We start from the raw sequence: 18,920 nt of genomic DNA, 5'->3' as shown, positions 1-18,920 counted from the left end.
GCAGGTGCGACAGGGCCTCCGGAACGTCAGCGGCAGCGAACCTGGTCGCGGTCCACCGAGCTGCCGAGCGCGCCGCCGGCGATCGCGCCGAGCAGCGTGCCGACGGTCTTGGAACGGCCGCCTGCAATCACGTTGCCGAACAGGCCGCCCGCCGCGGCGCCGACGATCAGGCCGGTCGTGCCGTCCGAGCGCTTGCAATAATATTTGCCGTCATTGCCGCGATAGATGCGGTCGTCCTGGGTCAGGACGCGCTCCTGGTAGCCGGGCGGCGGCGCGCGATAATCGCGGGCGGCATCATAATATTCGTCGTCGCGCGGGTCATAGCCCGAATAGCCGCCACGGGGCGGAGGCGGCGGTGCCACCGGACGCTGCTTGTAGGCGCGGTAGCGCTCGAGCGCCTGCTGGAACTGGTCATATTCCCGCTCGAAACGCTGCTGCGCCGCATCGAAACGCGCTTCCTCGTCCTGCGCGTAGATGGGCGCGCGCTGTGCCATCGCCGGCGTCGCGACCGCCAGGCTGGCCGCTGCGACTGCGGCGAGGGTTACCAGATGCTTCATGTTATTCTCCTTCCCGAAGGCCCATACGGCCGGGGGCGCTGAAACGTTCCGGACATCCGCGTGAAGCCGGGCTGAACGGACGATGCAGATACGACGGAACCGTAATGAAGTGCGGCAGAACGCACCAGCGCGAAACCCGATCGGCCTTTGATAGTTGGCACGGAACCGATAGACGGATTGGCCGATTTGAAGCCGGAAAGCCTGCACTGAACGCCAAAAGCTTGCTGCGGCGCAGCAAGAGTTGCCATAAGGCCCCATGCTGTTGAGTAATGAAACCGATTCCACCGCCGCTCCCGCTCCGACCACGCCGATGGTGCTGGAAGGGATCGTGCGCCAGAAATGCCTGTCCGTGACGTATAATCGCACGGCGATGATCCTGGCGCCGCACATCCTCTACACCCGCCATGACGCGCTGCATGTCGATGGCGTGGTGGTGCTCAAGGAAGGCGCGCCGCCGCGCGAGGAGAAGATCGGCACCTTCAAGCTCGACGGATTGACCGGGATGACCGTGACCGACCGGGATTTCGTCAAGAGCGCGCTGTTCGATCCCAGTCTGGAGAAATATCAGGGCGAGACCCTGATGGCGGTGGCCTGATCTCCGGGGGTGTGCTGAAACGGCCCCATGAACTTCATGCAGTTCCTCAAGTCGCTCGACGACCTGCTGTACGAGATCATCACCTGGCTGGTCTTCTATCCGATCACCCTGTGGCGGACGATCCGGCACCCGTTCGTGATGATGGCCTATGCAGACAGCGAATTGGAGGACACGGCCGAGCAGCAATATCCTGATGTGCTCAGCCCGCCGATCTTCCTGCTGCTCACGCTGCTGCTCAGCCACACGATCGAACTGGCACTTGTCGGGCAAAGTTCGATCGTGGCGGACAAGCGCGGACTGTCGGGACTGATCAGCGACGATACCAGCCTGCTGTTGATGCGGCTGCTCTTCTTCGCGATCTTTCCGCTGATCATGGCAGTCGCGCTGCTGCGCCGGCAGAAGGCGCCGCTGACCCGGGACAGCCTGAAGCCTCTATTCTATGCGCAATGCTATCCCGCCGGCGTGTTCGCGCTGGTGCTCGGGATCGGGTCGCTCGCGACGCAGATGCAGGGAGGCCCGGCCTTCCGCAGCGCCGGGCTCGCGATCATCCTTGCCGCCTTCCTCTGGTATGGCTCGCTGCAGACGCTGTGGTTCGCACGCACCCTGGCCGTCTCGAAGCTTCGCGGCTTCGGTATCGCCACGATGACGATGGTGGAGTGCGTGATCCTGTTCGTGCTGCTCGCCGCCCTGCTGGCCTAGAAGCCGCCACCCCCGCGCCAGTCCCCTGCATCGCACCGCCCCGTGAAGTTGGTTGCGGCCCGGATGCGAATGATGCCGCTGCGACGGTCGATCTCGAACTTCGGCTTGTTCAACCCGTTCATGCGATATTCGCCAGTGATGCGATCCGGCGTGACGACCAGGTTCTGGATGTCCCACCAGCCATTGTCGCCGCCGCTGTGGATCGGCGAGACCAGCTTGCCCTCCGGCCGGATGCGGCCACGGCCATGCCAGATCTCGATCTGCAGGTCGGACGCGAAACCCTCGCGACCGAGCGTGGTCCCATATTGCGGCTCGAAGCGGTGACTGCGCGAATTATAGACATAGCCTGACTGATATTGCGCGGAGGGGGCGCTGCCGCCGCCGAAACAGACCAGAGTGATCGAGGGACCATAGCGGTCGCCGCCACCCGGGGCGTTGCCATAGTCCGGGCGCGGCGGGCCATAGTCGGGGCGCTGGGGCTGGCCGCCGCCACCCTGGCAGTTCGCGTCGGGCACCCGCTGGATCGCCGAATAGCGCCCCTCACTGGTCGCCACCTGGATGCACTGGCGCTGGCGACCGCTCCACCAGAGCGACCATTTCGTGTCGCGGACGGTGTTCACGGTGACGAAGGCATAGCCACGCGCCTCGAGCTGCGTCTCGCCGCCCGCCGCGCGGGCACCGACCAGGTCGGCGACGTCGGAAGGAGAGGATTGCGCGAAGGCAGGCACGGCAAGCATGGTGGTAGCGAGCAGGGCGGTCAGCATCAGGCGCATGCGTCCAGGTCCTTTCGGGGGTGTTTCGGCCTCGTTCTTACCCCGCATCAATGCGCTCGCCCACGCCGATTTCCGTCCGCGAGCGAGTTTTCCGGGGCCCCGCCTTCACACAACCTAAAGGGTCCACGCGTAGGAACCCATCCGGATTGGTGTAAATCTCGGGCGAGGCGGAATGAGCGGTACGGGTGTCGGGGCGGCGAGGGCGATCGGGAACGGCACGGCCATCCCGTTCATGCGCCGGAATGGCCCGGACCCGCTTGCCGCCGAACATCTCCGCCTGTTCCGCAACTACGAGGCCATGAACCTCGGCTGGTTCTGGGCGACCGACGCCGAAGGCCGGATCACCTATATCAGCGAGGGCGCCGCGCGCTCGCTTGGCCAGACCGGCGATGCGCTGATCGGCCAGGATCTGGTGTCGCTGTTCAAGAACCCGAATGACGAAGCGGACGCCGAGCGCCGTCGCACCATGCCCTTCCAGATGGCCCGCCAGGCCCGTTTCGACGCGATCCCGCTGCTGGTCGACATTGTCGGCGAGGAGCGCTGGTGGGCGCTTTCCGGCCAGCCGGCACGCGACAGTCGCGGGGGGTTCTCCGGCTATCTCGGTCACGGCGTCGACGTGACCAAGGAACAGCGCGCCACCCGCGAGAGCATCCGGCTCGCCATGTATGATCCGCTCACCGGCCTGCCCAACCGGCGGCGGATGGGCAATTTGCTCGACAGCACCATCGCCGCCTTCCGCAGCCAGGAGCGCGCCTGCGCCCTGATGCTGATCGACCTCGACCGGTTCAAGGCGATCAACGACAGCCTCGGCCATCCGGTGGGCGATGCGCTGCTCAAGCAGGTCGCCGAGCGGCTTGCGACCATCGTCGGCAATCCCGAGCAGATCGCCCGGATGGGCGGCGACGAGTTCCAGGTGATCCTGCCCGACGCGCACAACCGGGTCGGCATCTCCGACCTTGCCAACCGCATCATCGAAGCGCTTTCGCACCCCTATACGATTAACGGCAGCCGCTGCCTGATCGGTGCCTCGATCGGCATCGCGGTCAGCCCGTTCGACGCAAGCACCAGCGACGAGCTGGTCCGCAACGCCGACCTCGCGCTCTATGCCGCCAAGGGGGCGGGGCGCGGCCGTGCGCGCTTCTTCTCGTCCGACCTGCTCCAGGTCGCCGAGGACCGCCGGCTGCTCGAGCAGGACCTGATCGACGCGCTCTCCAACGGCGAGCTCGCGGTCCATTACCAGCCGATCCTCAGCGCCCGCAGCGAAGACGTCACCGGTTTCGAGGCGCTGCTGCGCTGGAACCATCCCAAGCGCGGGCGGATCTCGCCGGCGATCTTCATCCCGATCGCCGAGGACGCCAACCTGATCCCGCAGCTCGGCGAGTGGACCTTGCGCCAGGCCTGCATGGACGCCGCCAAATGGCCCGGCGAGCTGCGCGTCGCGGTCAACGTCTCACCGATCCAGTTCGCCAGCGAGGCGCTGCCCGCCATCGTGATGAGCGCGCTCGCCAATTCCGGGCTCAAGGCCGAGCGGCTCGAGCTGGAGATCACCGAAAGCGTGTTCCTCGGCGAAACCGCCGAGACCGACGCCCGCTTTGCCGCGCTCAAGCGGCTCGGCGTCCGGCTGGCGCTCGACGATTTCGGCACCGGCTACTCCTCGCTCGGCTATCTGAAGAGCGCGCCGTTCGACAAGATCAAGATCGACCAGAGCTTCGTCCGCGGTACCACTGAGGAAGGGGCCCGCAACCAGGCGATCATCGCCGCCATCGTCGCGCTGGCCAATGCCCTTGGCATGGAGACCACCGCCGAGGGCATCGAGAGTTTCGACCAGCTCGAGACCATGCGCCGGCTGAACGTCAGCCATATCCAGGGTTTCCTCTACAGCGGCGCCGTTGCCGCGGCCGACCTCGCCAAGCACCTCGAGAACGGCAAATGGGTACTCAAGCCCCAAGGGCCTGCCCGCCAGCGCCACATCCGCCACACCACCTTCCGCAAGGTCGGCGTGATCCACGACAATCACTACTACCCCGCCGTTCTCAAGAACGTCTCCGCCTCGGGCGCCCTGATCGAGGGCATTGTCGATGTGCCGGAGGGCACTCAGTTCGTCGTCGACCTTGGCGAGGGCCAGATGGTCGTTGCCATCGTCCGCCGCGCTCTGCAGCACCAGCAGGGCATCGAGTTCGAGCAGCCGCTGGTCGAGGACAGCAACGGCGCGCTCACTACCCGGCACCGGGTCTCGCCCAAGGTGCTTGGCGAGGCCGGACTGCAGCAGCAGGGCCACAATCTCGTCGCGAAGACGGAGGAGGGGCTGGCGCTGCCCGCCTTCCACACCACCACCGAGTGGAACGGGATCGAGGTCTAGCGCCGCCCGGTCGCTCAGGGCTGTTTCTGCAGCTTTTCCAGAACCTCCCTGCCATTGTCGTTGCCCGGATTGAGCTCGAGCGAGCGGCGATACTCCGCGATCGCGCCGGGCCTGTCGCCCGCCTCGGCCAGCGCTTCCGCCAGGCTGTCATGCGCGTTCCAGCTGTCGGGATAGGCCGACACGTTCCAGGCGAAGATGCCTCGCGCCGCCGCCGGACGCTTGTCGCGCAGCAGGCGATAGCCCCAGGCGTTCACGAAATCCTCGTTGAGGTGCAGTTCTGGGAAGCGGGCCTTTATCGACGCGATCGTGCCGGGCACATCGGCATAGTCGCTCTTCTCGAGCGCCGCCTCGAGCGCCACCAGCCCCTTGGGCTCGCCGAAAAGCGCGGCATGGATCGCATCGGCAAGCCCCTGCGCCGTGCTCTGCGCGCCGGAGCTGTTGGCGAGCACGACCACGCCGTAGCGCTGGGCGGGATAGAAGTCGCAATAGCTGGAGAAGCCGAGCGTCCCACCCGAATGGCGCAGATAGGTCTGGCTGTCCGCCGTCTTGCCGATCACCCAGTGGAAGCCGATCTGCCCGGCGCCCGGCGTGCCGAACAGGGGCTGGTGGGTGAGGGCGATGGCGGGATCGGTCGCGGCGATCTGGGCCGTGAGATAGCGCGCCATGTCCACCGCCGAATAATGGAGCCCACCCGCCGCACGGATCACCGGCATCGCCAGCGTCGGCCGTTCGCTGCCGTCCGTGGCATAGCCGATGGCGAACAGCGCGGGCGGCACCGAGGCCCCGCCGGCGCGCATGCCCAGCGGCTTCTCGACGAAGCGGGCGAGCAGCGCGTCATAGGGGGCGCCATAGATCCGCTCGACGACCACGCCCTGGAGCTGCGAGGCGACATTGCTGTGGCGCGGCAGGTGCCCGGGCATATCGACCAGCTGCGCGCCCTTGAGATCGACGAGGAACTGCGGCTGGTCATAGCCGTCGAGCAGCTTCGCCACCGCAAAGGCCAGCTCGTTCGGCGGCAGCTTGCTGAAGCGGGCCATCCAGTCGGGCACATTGTCGGGCAGGGCGGAAGTGGTGGTGACCATGTCCGCGAGCCGCACCGGACGGCCGTCGCGCACCAGATTGTCATAGCCCGCCGGGAGGTATTTGCGGACATCGTCGTCGAGCCGGGCCCGGCCTTCGCGGATCGCATGGGCCAGGATCAGTGAGGTGAAGGTCTTCGAGATCGAGCCGATCTCATAGACCATATGCTCGCTGGCCGGCGTGCTGGTGGCGCGATTGGCGATGCCGGCGTTGTGAAAGCGCGTGCGCCCGTCCCGGATCACCGCGACGGACACGCTGGGCGCCTTGCCGCTCTTCACGAACTCATCGACCAGCGCCTGCACCGGGTCGGCAGAGGTTGCGGCACGGGCGAAGCCGGGCAGGAGCGCGGCGCCGGCGGTAGCGGGCATCAGCGCGAGGAGCTGGCGGCGGTTGAGGCGGGGTCGGTAGGCGTTGTGCTGCATGGTTTGATCCCTTTCGCCTACGAGGCTACATTTGTAGCGCAGCCTGCGTCAAGGGTGTAATGGTTATGCAATACACGCGGTGATTTGCGGAGCCGGGGAATCTGCCTCCTTGCGGGGAAGCACGATTCATCACCCTGAGGGAAATCCCTTCCTCAAGGTCTGGAGAAACTACCCCACCGTCACAAAACTATCCATGACCCGCTTCCGCCCGGCCTGTTCGAAGTCGATCTCCAGCTTGTTGCCTTCGATCTCGGCAATCACGCCGTAGCCGAACTTCTGGTGGAACACGCGCATGCCCAGCGACAGGTCGTCGCGCGCCTTGGCACCGAAGCTCACGGCGGACGCCCGGCTTTCCACCACGCGGGCGGGTTCGCGGTTGAAGGTGCGGGAGGTGAAGCTGCCGCCGGGGTTTTTCATGTCCACGCCCGCGGCGCGCTGCCAGCCCGGGCCTCTTCCCGTTCCGCGAGACACATCCGCGAAGGGGTCGCTGCGTTCGCTCCAGTTCGCCTGCCACAGGCTCGCACCGCCGGTCATCGTGCTTTCGCTGTCGATATGCGCCTCGGGCAGCTCGGCGACGAAGCGGCTGGGGATCGACGAGTTCCACTGCCCGTAGATGCGGCGATTGGCGGCGTGGAGGATGAAGGCCTTTCGCCGCGCGCGGGTGATCGCGACATAGGCGAGGCGGCGTTCCTCCTCCAGCGACGCGTTGCCGCCCTCGTCGAGCGCGCGCTGCGAGGGGAAGATGCCTTCCTCCCAGCCGACCAGGAACACCGTGTCGAACTCCAGGCCCTTGGCGGCGTGGATCGTCATGATCGTCACCTTGGGCTCGTCGGCATTGGTCTCGTTGTCCATGACAAGCGAGACGTGCTCGAGGAAGGCGCCGAGTGTCTCATACTCCTCCATCGCGCGGACGAGCTCGTTGAGGTTCTCCAGGCGCCCGGCGGCCTCGGCGGTGCGATCGGCCTGCCACATCGCGGTATAGCCGCTCTCGTCGAGGACGATGCGGGCAAGATCCGGGTGCTGGAGGTCGTTGCCCATGGAGCGCCAGCGCGCCATGTCGCCGACCAGGTTGCCGAGCGCGCGGCGGGCCTGGGGCGTCAGTTCGTCGGTATCGAGGATGCGCGCCGCCGCCACGGTGAGCGGCACCTGCGCCGCGCGGGCATATTGGTGGACCTTCGCCAGCGCCTTGTCGCCCAGGCCGCGCTTGGGCGTGTTGACGATACGCTCGAAGGCGAGGTCGTCCGCCGGCTGGGCGATGACGCGGAGATAGGCGACGGCGTCGCGGATCTCCATGCGCTCGTAGAAGCGCTGGCCGCCCAGGATGCGGTGGGGCAGGCCGATCGCGATGAACCGGTCTTCGAACTCGCGGGTCTGGTGCTGGGCACGGACGAGGATCGCCATGTCGTCGAATGACTTGCCGCCGCGATTGAGGCCTTCCATCTCCTCGCCGACGCGGCGGGCCTCCTCGGGCCCGTCCCATACGCCGAGCACCTTGACCTTCTCGCCCTCGTCCTTGTCGGTCCAGAGCGTCTTGCCGAGGCGGCCGCTGTTGTTGGCGATCACGCCACTGGCCGCCGCGAGGATGTGCGGCGTCGAGCGGTAATTCTGCTCGAGCTTGATCACCTTGGCGCCGGGGAAATCCTTCTCGAACTTGAGGATGTTCTCCACCAGCGCGCCGCGCCACGAATAGATCGACTGGTCGTCGTCGCCGACGCAGCAGATGTTCTTGCGCTCCTGGGCGAGCAGTCGCAGCCAGAGATACTGGACGGCGTTGGTGTCCTGATATTCGTCGACCAGGATGTAGCGGAAGCGCTGCTGATAGCTCTCCAGCACGTCGCGATGGGTCTTGAGGATCACCAGCATGTGGAGCAGCAGGTCGCCGAAGTCGCAGGCGTTGAGCGCCTTCAGCCGCTCCTGATAGAGAAAGTAGAGCGCGGCGCCGCGGCCATTGGCATAGCGCTCGGACTCGCCGGCGCCGATCTCGGCGGGGGTCAGGCCCTTGTTCTTCCATTCATCGATCAGCCCGGCGAGCTGGCGGGCGGGCCAGCGCTTCTCGTCGAGATCGGCGGCGAGGATCAGCTGCTTGATCAGGCGGAGCTGGTCGTCGGTATCGAGGATGGTGAAGTTGCTCTGCAGCCCGACCAGCTCGGCATGGCGGCGCAGCATCTTGGCGCCGATCGCATGGAAGGTGCCGAGCCAGGGCATGCCCTCGACCGCAGCGCCGACGAGGCGGCCGACGCGCTCCTTCATCTCGCGTGCCGCCTTGTTGGTGAAGGTGACCGCCAGGATCTCGGACGGGAAGGCGCGCCGCGTCCAGAGCAGATGGGCGAGGCGGGCGGTGAGCGCCGCGGTCTTGCCCGTGCCGGCGCCGGCGAGGACGAGCACCGGCCCTTCGGAAGTGAGCACCGCCTCGCGCTGGGGCGGGTTCAGGCCGCTCAGATAGGGGGCGTTATTGTCGGTCTCTACGGGCAGGGTCATGGCGAACAACTAGGGAACGCTTTGGGCGGCCGCAAGCTCCGCGCGCAGGAGCAGTTATGCACAGGCATCGGAAATACAATCGCAACAATGCACTAGCGTCTGCAACAAACCCGCAATAATACCTAATTGCCGTCAACCATCGGTTGGCGGCCAAATCCCGCAGCTGGGGAGCTGGGATAATGATGATTCGGGGGGCGAGTCTGATTGCGGCGGCGGGGGCGGTTTTCGCCTGTGCGCCGGCATGTGCTCAGGCGATTGCGGCGGCGCAGACCGCCTATCTGGTGCTGCGGCCGGAAATCCGGGTGAAGAACGAGGAGCATGTCTCCGGCCTGTGGCTGCGGACCAGCGCGACCGTGCGCGAGCCGAGCGAAGCCTGGCGGGCGGACGAGACCAAGGCCTCTTATGGCTTTTCCGTGCAGAAGGAAGTGCTGGGGCACACCTGGCTGGGGCTGAGCGCCGTGGCGCAGGCCCCGCGCTTCGATGCGGATCGCGGCATGGTACGCGATGCCCGCCATTACGCCGGGGCGCGGCTGAGCTTCGAGGCGTCGGACAAGGTCGAGCTGGGCTTCGCCTGGCTGCGGCGGCTGCGCGGACGCGGCTTCATGAGCGCGCCGGGGGGCAATCGCGGGATCAAGCCGGGGCCCAAGGCCTATATGCAGCTGCGCTTCTGAAATCGATGGACACGCCGCGCTGATGGCGGCGGATGGAGACGGTTGCGCGATCCCGCCCAACCGTCTCGCCAGGAGCGGATCTAGACGTAGATCTCGCGGAGCGCGATCGCGTCGGCCCGTGCGAAAGCACTGGGCGGAATCGGCGGCGGAGGCGGCGGATTGTCGGTGCCGCCTTCCTCGGGATTGCCGACCTCGTCGCAATTGTCCTCGGGGTTCGGCGGCGGCGCGTCCGGAGTCAGCTCAGGCAGGCAGTTCGGATTGGTCTGCGCCATGGCTTGCGAAGAAGGAAGCATCGCGGAGCCCATCAGGGCAAGCGTTGCACAGGCGGCGAGCAATGAAAGTTCCTTCATTCTTGTCTCCTTGCCAACATCAGGCACTCCGGTTGTCCGACGCCCCGCAGGTTTTGGCAAAGTGAGTTGAGGCCCATTCGGTGCTAATCCGCCCTGGCCCGAACAGGACCCGTAATCGCGTGCCGGAATGACGCAAACTGGCCGATCCATGGGCCTGTCATGCGTTTGTCATAAGGCTGTCACACCCTCCGGCCAGAGGCGCGCATATCATGGCATCACTCGCTCTGGACCAAGCCGCACCGGTTGACCAACCGCAGCCCGGCCCCCGATTCGACTACAAGACGCATCCCCTCGCCAAATTGCTGTTCGCGGCGATCATGGTGGGCGGGCTGGCCTTTGCCGGCTGGAGCGTTTTGACCGACACCAAGGGGGTAGGGGAGGAGCTGGCCACCGGCGTGTTCCTCTTCCTCGGCCTGGCGCTGCTGATCGCGCTCGGCTTCGAGTTCGTGAACGGCTTCCACGACACCGCCAACGCCGTCGCGACGGTGATCTACACCAATTCGATGCCCGCCCATTTCGCCGTCGTCTGGTCGGGCTTCTGGAACTTCCTCGGCGTGATGCTGTCGTCGGGCGCCGTCGCCTATTCGATCATCACGCTGCTGCCGGTCGAACTGATCCTCAACGTGGGATCCTCGGGCGGCTTCGCGATGATCTTCGCACTGCTGCTCGCGGCGGTGCTGTGGAACCTCGGCACTTGGTATATCGGCCTGCCCAACTCGTCGTCGCACACGCTGATCGGCTCGGTGCTCGGCGTCGGCTTCGCCAACCAGCTCATCAACGCGGGCTCGCGCGGCGGCACCGCCGGCGTCGACTGGAGCCAGGCGACCAAGATCCTCACCGGCCTGTGGATGGCGCCACTGATCGGCTTCTTCGCCGCGATCGCGCTGCTGCTGGTGATGCGGGTCTTCCTGCGCAACCAGAAGCTCTACACCTCACCGATGCCGAACACCGCGCCGCCGATCGGCATCCGCAGCGCGTTGATCTTCACCTGCACCGCGGTCTCGTTCAGCCATGGCTCGAACGACGGCCAGAAGGGCATGGGCCTGATCATGCTGATCCTGATCGGCTGCGCGCCCACCGCCTATGCGCTCAACCGCACCCAGTCGGCGAGCGCCACGCCCGCCTATGTGCAGACCGCCAACATCGCCGAGGCCGTGTTCGACGCGCGCAGCAACGGCCTGCCCGACCTGGCGCCGGCCCAGGCCCGCACCGTGCTCACCAGCGCGCTCCAGCAGCGCAAGGCCGAGACCCCCGAGGTTTTCGCTGCGCTCGAGAGCCTGTCCAGGGATCTAACCGGCCGCGTCCAGGGCTATGGCGCGCTGAGCAAGGTTCCGGCGGAAGCCACCGGCAATGTCCGCAACGACATGTATCTGGTGCTCGACACCACCAAGCTCGCGACCAAGAAGCCCGAGGGCTACAAGGCGGAGGAGCTCAAGGCGCTGGGCGACTATCAGAAGAAGCTGGAAGCCGGCACGCGCTTCATCCCTCTCTGGGTGAAGATCGTCGTCGCGCTCGCGCTTGGCCTCGGCACGATGATCGGCTGGAAGCGGATCGTCGTCACCGTCGGCGAGAAGATCGGCAAGCAGCACATGACCTATGCGATGGGAGCCTCGGCCGAGCTGGTCGCAGCCGGCACGATCCTGGCGGCCGATCGCTTCGGCCTGCCGGTATCGACCACGCACATCCTGTCCTCGGGCGTCGCCGGCGCATCGGTGGCGAGCGGCGCGGGCCTGCAGGGCCGCACGGTGCGCAACCTGGCGCTCGCCTGGCTGCTCACCCTGCCGGCGGCGATGGCGCTTTCGGGCTGCCTCTACTGGGCGATGCTCAACGGCGTGAAGGTGCTGGGGCTCTAAGCCTCAGCGCCGCGCGAACTTCTGCACGCGCTGGCCGGCGATATCGACGACATAGATATTGCCGGCCCGGTCCGCGGCGATGTCATGGGCGATCCAGAACTGGCCGTCCTGGTTGCCCATCCGCCCGAAATGCTCGACCTGACGGCCATCGAGCGCCGCGATCGTCACGCCGTCGTGATCGGGCACCTTGTCCGGGTTCGATCCCCCGTCGAGGATCGCGATCCGGTTGCCGGGAAGCAGCGCCAGGCCGAAGGGGCGGCCGATCACGGGTGACTTCCATTCGGTGAGGAAGTGCCCCATGCCGTCGAAGACCTGGACGCGGTCGTTCACCCGGTCGGCGACATAGACACGGCCCGATCCATCCACCGCCAGCGCATGCGGGATATTGAACTGGCCCGTCCCGGTACCGCGCGAGCCCCATTGGAAGAGCAGCTTCCCATCAGCAGCGAACCGCGCGACGCGCGAATTGCCATAGCCGTCCGCGACATAGAAGCTCCCGTCCGCCATCGGCGCGACATCGGTGGGACGATCGAAATGCGTCGCATCGGCACCCGGCACACCCCGCTCGCCAAGCGTACGGAGCAATGTGCCGTCCGGTGCGAACTCGAAGACCTGGCTGGTGCCCGTATCGGTGATCCAGACATGATCGCCGGGGCCTATGCTGATCCCATGCGGCACCACGAACAGCCCGGCGCCCCATTCGCGCTTGAGCTTGCCGGTCATCGCGTCGAACACTTCGACCACCGGCTCCTTCACCGGCACCAGCCCCTTGGCATCGGTGCCGCGATTGCCACGGTGGAGGACCAGCACTTCGCCCTTGCTGTTCACCGCGACGCCCGAACAGGGACCGAGCACGCGTCCCTCTGGCAGGATCGGCCAGCCAGGGACGACGGCGTAATGCGGTGCCGGGGCAGCGGAGGCGAGGAGGAGCGGGGCGAATGCCGCCAGGCCGGTGATGCGCATTCCCGTACCCTAGTCGCATCCGTCATCCCGGCGAAAGCCGGGATCTCAGCGATGGCGCGAAGATGGAGCCGCACGAAAGGGATGACGATATTGGAAGGGCGCTAGAGCCGTTTTGCGCCCAGTTCGAGCAGATGGCTCGCCAGCTCGATGCTGAACTTGAATCCCTGGCCGTCGGCGCGCAGATCCGCCTTGAAATGCTCGATCGGGTTCCAGAAGGCGACGAGCAGCCCGGCCAGGATTGCGAACAGCGTGGCATAAGCCAGCCGCCTGCCTGCCGATTCGCGCATCGCCCGTCTCCCTGACTTCCGGTCGCTGAGGATTTTCCGGTACGCGGGCGAAACTGTCCGGCCGATGAACGGGCTTCCCCTTTGCGGTCAATCGATCCAAGGAGAGGATCAAAGGGGAGAGGGCATGACCAAAGCCGCCGCATCGCACCGCCGCATCCTGTTCGCCAGCCTGGTGGGCACCTCGGTCGAATTCTACGATTTCTACATCTATGCGACCGCGGCGGCTCTGGTGTTCCCCGACCTGTTCTTTCCCGCCAGCGAGCCCTGGATCGCGCAGCTCGCCAGCTATGCCAGCTTCTCCGTCGCATTCTTTGCGCGGCCGCTGGGCGGAGTGCTGTTCGGCCATTTCGGCGACCGGCTGGGCCGCAAATCGACGCTGGTCGCCTCGCTGATGCTCATGGGTATCTCGACCGTGCTGATCGGCTTCCTGCCCGGCTATGCGCTGGTCGGCGTCACCGCGCCGATCCTGCTGTGCCTGCTGCGCTTCGGCCAGGGGCTGGGTCTCGGTGGTGAATGGGGCGGGGCGAGCCTGCTCGCGGTGGAGAATGCGCCGCCGGGCTGGGCCAACCGCTATGGCAGCTTCCCGCCGATGGGCGCGCCGGTGGGCTTCATCTTCGCCAATGGCTTCTTCCTGGTGCTCGGCGCGTTGATGGACGAGGCGACCTTCCGCGAATGGGGCTGGCGCCTGCCGTTCCTGGCGAGCGCGGTGCTGGTGTTCCTCGGGCTGTGGGTACGCCTCAAGATCACCGAGACGCCCGAATATGTCGCGGCGACCGAGAAGGAAGCGCCGCCCGCCGTGCCGATCGGCGAGCTGTTCCGCACCAGCGCGCTCGCCACTTTCGCCGGCACCGTCGGCACGATCGCCTGCTTCGCGCTGTTCTATATCTCGACCGTGTTCATCATCGGCTACGGCACCAAGACGCTCGGCTATGACCGCGAGACGTTCCTGGGGATCGAGCTGATCGCCATCCTGTTCATGGCGGCCGGCATCGCCGTCGCCGGGATCAGCGCGGACAAGCGCACCGCCAACAGCGTGCTGATGCTCGGCTGCCTGTTCACCGTGCCGGTGGGTCTGACGATGACCCTCATGCTCGGGCCGGACTCGCTGCCCAGCGTCGCGATCTGGCTTGCCTTCGCGCTGTTCGTGATGGGGTTCGTCTATGGACCGCTCGGCGCCTGGCTGCCGAGCCTGTTCCCGGCGCGCGTGCGCTATACCGGCGTGTCCGTGACCTTCAACCTGGGCGGCATCCTCGGCGGTGGCCTCACCCCGCTGATCGCGGCCTGGCTGGTCCAGCAGGGCGGGCTGGAGCTGGTCGGCTATTATCTCGCCGGGGCCGGGATGCTGAGCCTGGTCGGGCTGCTGCTCGTGCAGAAGCGCCGGCTTGCAATGTAGGATTTAGCCTGCTGGGCTCGCGCAGCCAGCCTTCGGGCCGGCTGCTCTTTGACGCGGTTGGCGAAAATAGGATCACGCGCACGCAATCATATTGCGCGACACGCGACGTCAGCCTCGAATTGGGGTGATCGAGCGGCGCTAAAACCGCTTCTTGGCCTGTACTTTGTGTACTTTGGCGAGTCGCGGTCCAGGCACTGTAGGAAGTCGGCTCGTCAGTTCCCTGGCAAAGGCCGGGGAACAGTGGAGGTGAGCGGTCAGGCCATCCGCAGCAAGGTGAGCCGCGCCTTGCCATGGGTGCGGCTGACATCGACAGTGTAGCCGGCGACATCGGGCACTTCGTCCTTCGCCGTCTCGATGCTGATCCAGGTGGCCGGACCGGCCCAGCCCAAACGGCCGAGCTTATCGAGCGCGACGCTGCCGGCGCCAGTGCCATAGGGCGGGTCCATCAGGATCAGGTCGAGCGGTGCCCGTGCCGGGCCAAGTGCCATCACCGAACCGGCGCGGACTTCCGCCCCCTTGGCGCCCAGCTTGGCGATGTTCGCGCGCAAGGCATCCAGCGCCGGCTTGTCCTGCTCAACGAACAGGCACGAGGCGGCACCGCGCGACAACGCCTCGAGGCCAAGCGCGCCGGATCCGGCAAACAGGTCCGCGACGGCGAGTTCCTCGAAGCTGCCGAGGCGGCTGGCGAGCATCGAGAACAAGGCCTCGCGCGAGCGATCGGCAGTGGGGCGCGTCGTGTCCCCCTTGGGCGCGACGAGCGGGCGGCCGCGCCATTCTCCGGCGATGATCCGCATTACTTGCGCGTCCTTGGCGGGCGGGCGGGCTTGCCCGGTTTCCCACGACCGCCGGCAGGGCCGCGATCGGGGCGGCGCGCGGGCTTGGGCCGATCGATGAAATCGCCCTCACGCGGCTCACGCGTCTCACGATGGGCGCGCGCGCGTGCTGCGCGGGCGGGATTGGCGGGGGCTTCCTCGCGCGGCTTGCGCGGCGAGAACTTGCTGCCCGGTGTGCGGGGCCGTTCCTCGCTGCGCTCATTCCGTGCCGGGCGTTCGCCACGCGGCCCGATACCAGGCTTACCGGGACCACGCGGCCGCTCCTCGGAGCGCTCGCGACGATCGGGGGCCGCACCGCGCGGTGCAAGGCCGGGCTTGCCCGGGCCGCGGGGCCGTTCCTCGGACCGTTCCGCCCGCACCGGGCGCTCGCCGCGTGGCGCGAAGCCTGGCTTGCCGGGCACACGTGGCTCCTCGGCATTCCGGGCCTGGGGCGTGACGCGGGCGGTGAACACCGGCTTCTTCGGCGCCGCCACAGGCTTGGCGACCCTGCGGCGCCCCTCCGGCTCCTTGCCGCCCGTCGACACCGGCTCGGGCCGGGGCGCCGGCTCGACGACGCGCGAGCGCACCGCGAACTGCAGGTTCGAGGCCGCCTTGCCGCCGCCGGGCTTGGACATCACGGTCCGGAAGGTGATGAGATCGGCCTTGCGGATCTCGTCGACATCGCCCGGAGGCATGTCGGCCAGATAGAAGGGGCCGTAGCGGGTGCGGATCAGGCGGTTCACCTCGAGCCCGAGATATTCGAGCACGCGGCGCACTTCGCGGTTCTTGCCCTCGGTCAGGGTCATCTCGATCCAGACATTGGCGCCGGTCCGCCGCTCGATATTGGCGTTGATCGAGCCATAGCGGATGCCCTCGATCTCGACGCCGAGCATCAGCGATTCGAGCTGGGCCTGGGTGACGTTGCCATAGGCGCGCGCGCGGTAGCTGCGCTCGACGCCGGTGGCGGGCAGCTCCAGCTCGCGCTTGAGCTCGCCATCGGTGGTGAGCAGCAGCAGCCCCTCGGTGCTGAGGTCGAGCCGGCCGACCGGCATGACGCGCGGTAGTCCCTCGGGCAGATGGTCATAGATGGTCGGGCGGCCGGCGGGATCGCGCTCGGTGGTGAGCAGGCCGGCGGGCTTGTGATAACGGAACAGGCGGGCGGGCGCGGGCTCGGCGACGGGCTTGCCGTCGACGGTCACGCCCCTCAGCGAAGTGAGCAGCGTGGCAGGGGTGTCGAGCACCTTGCCGTCCACGGCGATTCGCCCGTCGGTGATCATGCGCTCGATATCGCGACGGGACGCGATTCCTGCACGGGCCAGCAGCTTCGCGATGCGCTGCGCTTCTTTGGGATTGGATGGAGACACAGGGGCGATATAGCGATTGTGGCGGTCGCTTCAAAAATTATTGCGCCCTCGAAAGGGATTCGCGCGTTAGCGCTGTGGGTTCAGAGACTTGGCGGGCTTCAGGCGGCATGTTGTTCGGACGGAAAAAGCGACGGATTGCGCGACTCCTGGTGGTGGAGGACGAACCGTTGCTCGCGTTCGACACCGAGCATTTCCTGAGTGGTGAAGGTTTCGCGGTAGCCGCGACGGTCGATACCGTGGCCGAGGCGCTCCGCGTGCTCGCGGCGGACAGCGATCTCGACCTGGTGCTTGCCGATGTAATGCTGGCCGATGGCAGCGGCCTCGAAGTGGCCCGCGCCGCGCAGGGACGGGGCCTTCCGGTGCTGTTCGTGACTGGGAGCTTCCCCGAGGAAGCCAGGGCGCTGGCGGCGGGATGCCTGGCCAAGCCCTATCCGCAGCGGGACCTGCTGGCGGCGATCGAAGCGATCGAGGCGGTGTTGGAAGGCGCCAAGGCGCCGCGGCGGCTACCGGGGAATTTCAGCCTGTTCCTGAGCGCGGCTTAGCCAGCCGAGCCCGAATTGGGGCTCAGTGGCGCAGCAGTACGAGCGCGGCCGCGACGATGATCGCCCAGCTCACCGCGCCGATGCCGAACGCGATGATAAGGCCGGTGCCGCGCGGCAGACGGTCTTCCTCGTTGATGTCCAGGAACTCGCGGGGCGGCAGCGGAAGCGGCATGGGATGATCCTCTCGAATACCCAATTTAGGTACGCCCGCGCCGGAACGGAGGATATACAGAGGAATTACCCTCAGGGCTCTACCGGAGATGCGCATTAACCGCATCGTGGAAGTGGCGGATGCCGAGCTCGAGCGTGCCCAGGGTCACCCGCTCGACCGCCCCCGATGCCAGTCCCTGCTGGCCCAGTTCGCAGGCCCGGAAATCCTCCGAGGCGAAGACGCCGCCGTCGAGAAGCTCCCAGCTCTTCTCCCAATGGGCGAGCGCCTTTTCGGTGCTGGGCAGCTCGGGGATCAGCATGAAATCCTCGACCAGCACCCGGCCTTCGGACTGGGGCATCAGGACCATGAGGTTGATGTAGTCGGGGCTGACCACCAGCACCGTGCCGGGGAACATCTGGTAGGTATAGGTGATCGCCGCGCGCAGCGTCGCCCAGTCGCTGGAGGAAAGCGCCGCCAGCGCCGCCTCGCGCCCGACCGCCGAGCGCTGGTGGGCACCGATCGTATCCGCGGTCGAGACACCGTCCTGGAAGAAGGGGGCGATCGTCGCGGCGTGGAGGCGCTGGACGTGGTACGCCTCAAGAAAGGCGTCCATGATCAGCTTCCAGTTGGCGTTGACGCTGTGGGTGCGCCGGCGGAACAGATGCTGGGCGGACAGGTCGAACGCCTCGAAATCGCGGGCGAGCAGGTCGGCCTCGGCGAAATCGGCGTCCTCGGTGAAGGAGAACCAGATCAGCCCGCCGGCCTCGTGCGTGGGCAGGCGCTTGAGGCCGTACTCGCCCTTGTCGAGGCCGGGAAAGGTATCGGGGCGGGGCAGGCCGATCAGCCGCCCGTCGAAATTATAGGTCCAGGCATGATAGGGGCAGACCAGGCGGCCGCCTTTCACCGCGTCGCAGCCTTCTACCAGCCTGGTGCCGCGGTGCCGGCAGACATTGAGGAAGACATGCGCCTGGCCCGCCTTGTCGCGGGTGATGAGCAGGGGCTTGCCGAAGCCGTCATGCGGGATCGCCATGTTCGGTTCGGGCAGCAGCGCGGAGGGCGCAATGACCAGCGGGACCTGCGAAAAGATGTAGGCCTGCTCGTCGGCGAAGCGTTCCGGGCTGGTATAGACCGAGGCGGCGACATGGGCGATTTCGCCTTCGCCCTTCGATCCACCCCGCGCCAGCGCTCCGGCCAGCGCCAATTGCCCCTCGGTCGGCGCATTCATGGCATTCCTCCCTATGGCCTTCCTGGTATTTTTGGCTAGTTTCGCGCCGGAAGTACGTGGGGGCAAGAAGGAATGGAGCAGGTGAAGCGGCCGCAATGGGCTTATCCGGCGGCGCAGCTGGCATTGGCAGTGGCCTTGGCGCTGCTCGCCTTGCCCTGGCTGACCGTGGCGACGCCAGGTTCGGCGCCGCTGGCGGTGCACGGCTATGACTTCATCACCGGCACGGGCGCGTTCAAGCCGTCGATGACCTTCGTGCTCGGCATGCTGGTCGGGGTTGCCAGCCTGGTGCTGAGCTTCGTCTGGCGCCAACGTGGCGGCGCGAGCCTGATGGTCGGGGGTGCCGCCG

18 protein-coding genes are annotated in these 18,920 nt (G+C 66.8%); 7 read left to right on the top strand and 11 right to left on the bottom strand.

Translation table 11 applies throughout. The features are described 5' to 3' along the window. Nucleotides 1-26: 26 nt before the first annotated feature. The gene (locus AAHM44_RS09385) at nucleotides 27-557 is read right to left on the bottom strand and encodes a glycine zipper 2TM domain-containing protein (RefSeq protein ID WP_269575346.1); all 531 of its coding nucleotides are present in this window, start codon (nucleotides 555-557) and stop codon (nucleotides 27-29) included. A gap of 256 nt (nucleotides 558-813) precedes the next feature. On the opposite strand from AAHM44_RS09385, the gene AAHM44_RS09380 reads away from it, so the two are divergent. After that, nucleotides 814-1,152: a hypothetical protein gene (locus AAHM44_RS09380; protein WP_269575347.1), complete on the top strand. Its 339-nt coding sequence runs from the start codon at nucleotides 814-816 to the stop codon at nucleotides 1,150-1,152. Nucleotides 1,153-1,179: 27 nt separating this feature from the next. Further along, entirely contained in the window at nucleotides 1,180-1,851 is a 672-nt protein-coding gene (locus AAHM44_RS09375) for a hypothetical protein (RefSeq protein ID WP_342249799.1), read from the top strand. On the opposite strand, the gene AAHM44_RS09370 is transcribed toward AAHM44_RS09375, so the two are convergent. Continuing rightward, the gene (locus tag AAHM44_RS09370) at nucleotides 1,848-2,624 is read right to left on the bottom strand and encodes a hypothetical protein (protein WP_342249798.1); all 777 of its coding nucleotides are present in this window, start codon (nucleotides 2,622-2,624) and stop codon (nucleotides 1,848-1,850) included. The genes AAHM44_RS09375 and AAHM44_RS09370 overlap by 4 nt on opposite strands. A 172-nt stretch (nucleotides 2,625-2,796) precedes the next feature. Here AAHM44_RS09370 and AAHM44_RS09365 point away from each other — a divergent pair, with 172 nt between their 5' ends. Further along, a complete protein-coding gene (locus AAHM44_RS09365) occupies nucleotides 2,797-4,983 on the top strand; it encodes a putative bifunctional diguanylate cyclase/phosphodiesterase (protein WP_342249797.1) in 2,187 nt (728 codons plus the stop codon). A 14-nt stretch (nucleotides 4,984-4,997) separates the two neighbouring features. Here AAHM44_RS09365 and AAHM44_RS09360 read toward each other — a convergent pair whose 3' ends face one another. After that, the gene (locus AAHM44_RS09360; RefSeq protein WP_342249796.1) at nucleotides 4,998-6,485 is read right to left on the bottom strand and encodes a serine hydrolase domain-containing protein; all 1,488 of its coding nucleotides are present in this window, start codon (nucleotides 6,483-6,485) and stop codon (nucleotides 4,998-5,000) included. Nucleotides 6,486-6,653: 168 nt separating this feature from the next. Continuing rightward, the gene (locus AAHM44_RS09355; protein WP_269575352.1) at nucleotides 6,654-8,963 is read right to left on the bottom strand and encodes an ATP-dependent helicase; all 2,310 of its coding nucleotides are present in this window, start codon (nucleotides 8,961-8,963) and stop codon (nucleotides 6,654-6,656) included. Nucleotides 8,964-9,142: 179 nt separating this feature from the next. Here AAHM44_RS09355 and AAHM44_RS09350 point away from each other — a divergent pair, with 179 nt between their 5' ends. Further along, nucleotides 9,143-9,634 (top strand): hypothetical protein, encoded by a 492-nt coding sequence (locus AAHM44_RS09350; protein WP_342249795.1) that lies wholly within the window; start codon nucleotides 9,143-9,145, stop codon nucleotides 9,632-9,634. A gap of 80 nt (nucleotides 9,635-9,714) precedes the next feature. On the opposite strand, the gene AAHM44_RS09345 is transcribed toward AAHM44_RS09350, so the two are convergent. Next, complete coding sequence (locus AAHM44_RS09345) at nucleotides 9,715-9,984, bottom strand: hypothetical protein (RefSeq protein ID WP_269575354.1); 270 nt, start codon at nucleotides 9,982-9,984, stop codon at nucleotides 9,715-9,717. 209 nt (nucleotides 9,985-10,193) lie between these two features. On the opposite strand from AAHM44_RS09345, the gene AAHM44_RS09340 reads away from it, so the two are divergent. Further along, nucleotides 10,194-11,837 carry an inorganic phosphate transporter gene (locus tag AAHM44_RS09340; RefSeq protein ID WP_342249794.1) on the top strand — a complete coding sequence of 548 codons (1,644 nt, stop codon included), beginning with the start codon at nucleotides 10,194-10,196 and terminating at the stop codon, nucleotides 11,835-11,837. A gap of 3 nt (nucleotides 11,838-11,840) precedes the next feature. Here the strand turns inward: AAHM44_RS09340 and AAHM44_RS09335 are convergent, their stop codons facing one another. Both AAHM44_RS09335 and AAHM44_RS09330 read right to left on the bottom strand, forming a co-directional pair. Further along, nucleotides 11,841-12,800 (bottom strand): peptidyl-alpha-hydroxyglycine alpha-amidating lyase family protein, encoded by a 960-nt coding sequence (locus tag AAHM44_RS09335; protein WP_342249793.1) that lies wholly within the window; start codon nucleotides 12,798-12,800, stop codon nucleotides 11,841-11,843. Nucleotides 12,801-12,901: 101 nt separating this feature from the next. Further along, entirely contained in the window at nucleotides 12,902-13,087 is a 186-nt protein-coding gene (locus AAHM44_RS09330; RefSeq protein ID WP_184166075.1) for a hypothetical protein, read from the bottom strand. Between the two features lie 124 nt (nucleotides 13,088-13,211). Here AAHM44_RS09330 and AAHM44_RS09325 point away from each other — a divergent pair, with 124 nt between their 5' ends. Then, nucleotides 13,212-14,480 carry an MFS transporter gene (locus AAHM44_RS09325; protein WP_342249792.1) on the top strand — a complete coding sequence of 423 codons (1,269 nt, stop codon included), beginning with the start codon at nucleotides 13,212-13,214 and terminating at the stop codon, nucleotides 14,478-14,480. A 254-nt stretch (nucleotides 14,481-14,734) separates the two neighbouring features. Here the strand turns inward: AAHM44_RS09325 and rsmD are convergent, their stop codons facing one another. Together rsmD and AAHM44_RS09315 are read right to left on the bottom strand one after the other, a co-directional pair. Next, nucleotides 14,735-15,274, bottom strand: a complete 540-nt coding sequence (gene rsmD / locus AAHM44_RS09320; RefSeq protein ID WP_342249791.1) for a 16S rRNA (guanine(966)-N(2))-methyltransferase RsmD — start codon at nucleotides 15,272-15,274, stop codon at nucleotides 14,735-14,737. Continuing rightward, nucleotides 15,274-16,656 carry a pseudouridine synthase gene (locus AAHM44_RS09315; protein ID WP_342249790.1) on the bottom strand — a complete coding sequence of 461 codons (1,383 nt, stop codon included), beginning with the start codon at nucleotides 16,654-16,656 and terminating at the stop codon, nucleotides 15,274-15,276. The genes rsmD and AAHM44_RS09315 overlap by 1 nt, the downstream gene beginning before the upstream one ends. Nucleotides 16,657-16,763: 107 nt before the next feature. Between AAHM44_RS09315 and AAHM44_RS09310 the strand changes: the two genes are divergently transcribed. Beyond that, entirely contained in the window at nucleotides 16,764-17,198 is a 435-nt protein-coding gene (locus tag AAHM44_RS09310; protein WP_269575359.1) for a response regulator transcription factor, read from the top strand. Nucleotides 17,199-17,220: 22 nt separating this feature from the next. Here AAHM44_RS09310 and AAHM44_RS09305 read toward each other — a convergent pair whose 3' ends face one another. Beyond that, nucleotides 17,221-17,370: a hypothetical protein gene (locus AAHM44_RS09305; protein ID WP_269575360.1), complete on the bottom strand. Its 150-nt coding sequence runs from the start codon at nucleotides 17,368-17,370 to the stop codon at nucleotides 17,221-17,223. Nucleotides 17,371-17,449: 79 nt separating this feature from the next. Next, complete coding sequence (locus AAHM44_RS09300) at nucleotides 17,450-18,574, bottom strand: aromatic ring-hydroxylating oxygenase subunit alpha (protein ID WP_342249789.1); 1,125 nt, start codon at nucleotides 18,572-18,574, stop codon at nucleotides 17,450-17,452. Between the last annotated feature and the right edge of the window lie 346 nt (nucleotides 18,575-18,920).

The sequence above is a fragment of the Sphingomonas sp. OTU376 genome (assembly GCF_038440415.1).
In the GTDB taxonomy this organism is placed as follows: Bacteria; Pseudomonadota; Alphaproteobacteria; order Sphingomonadales; family Sphingomonadaceae; genus Sphingomonas; species Sphingomonas kyeonggiensis_A.
Note: the sequence above shows the minus strand (reverse complement) of the source record. Positions and strands in the feature narration are given on the sequence as shown.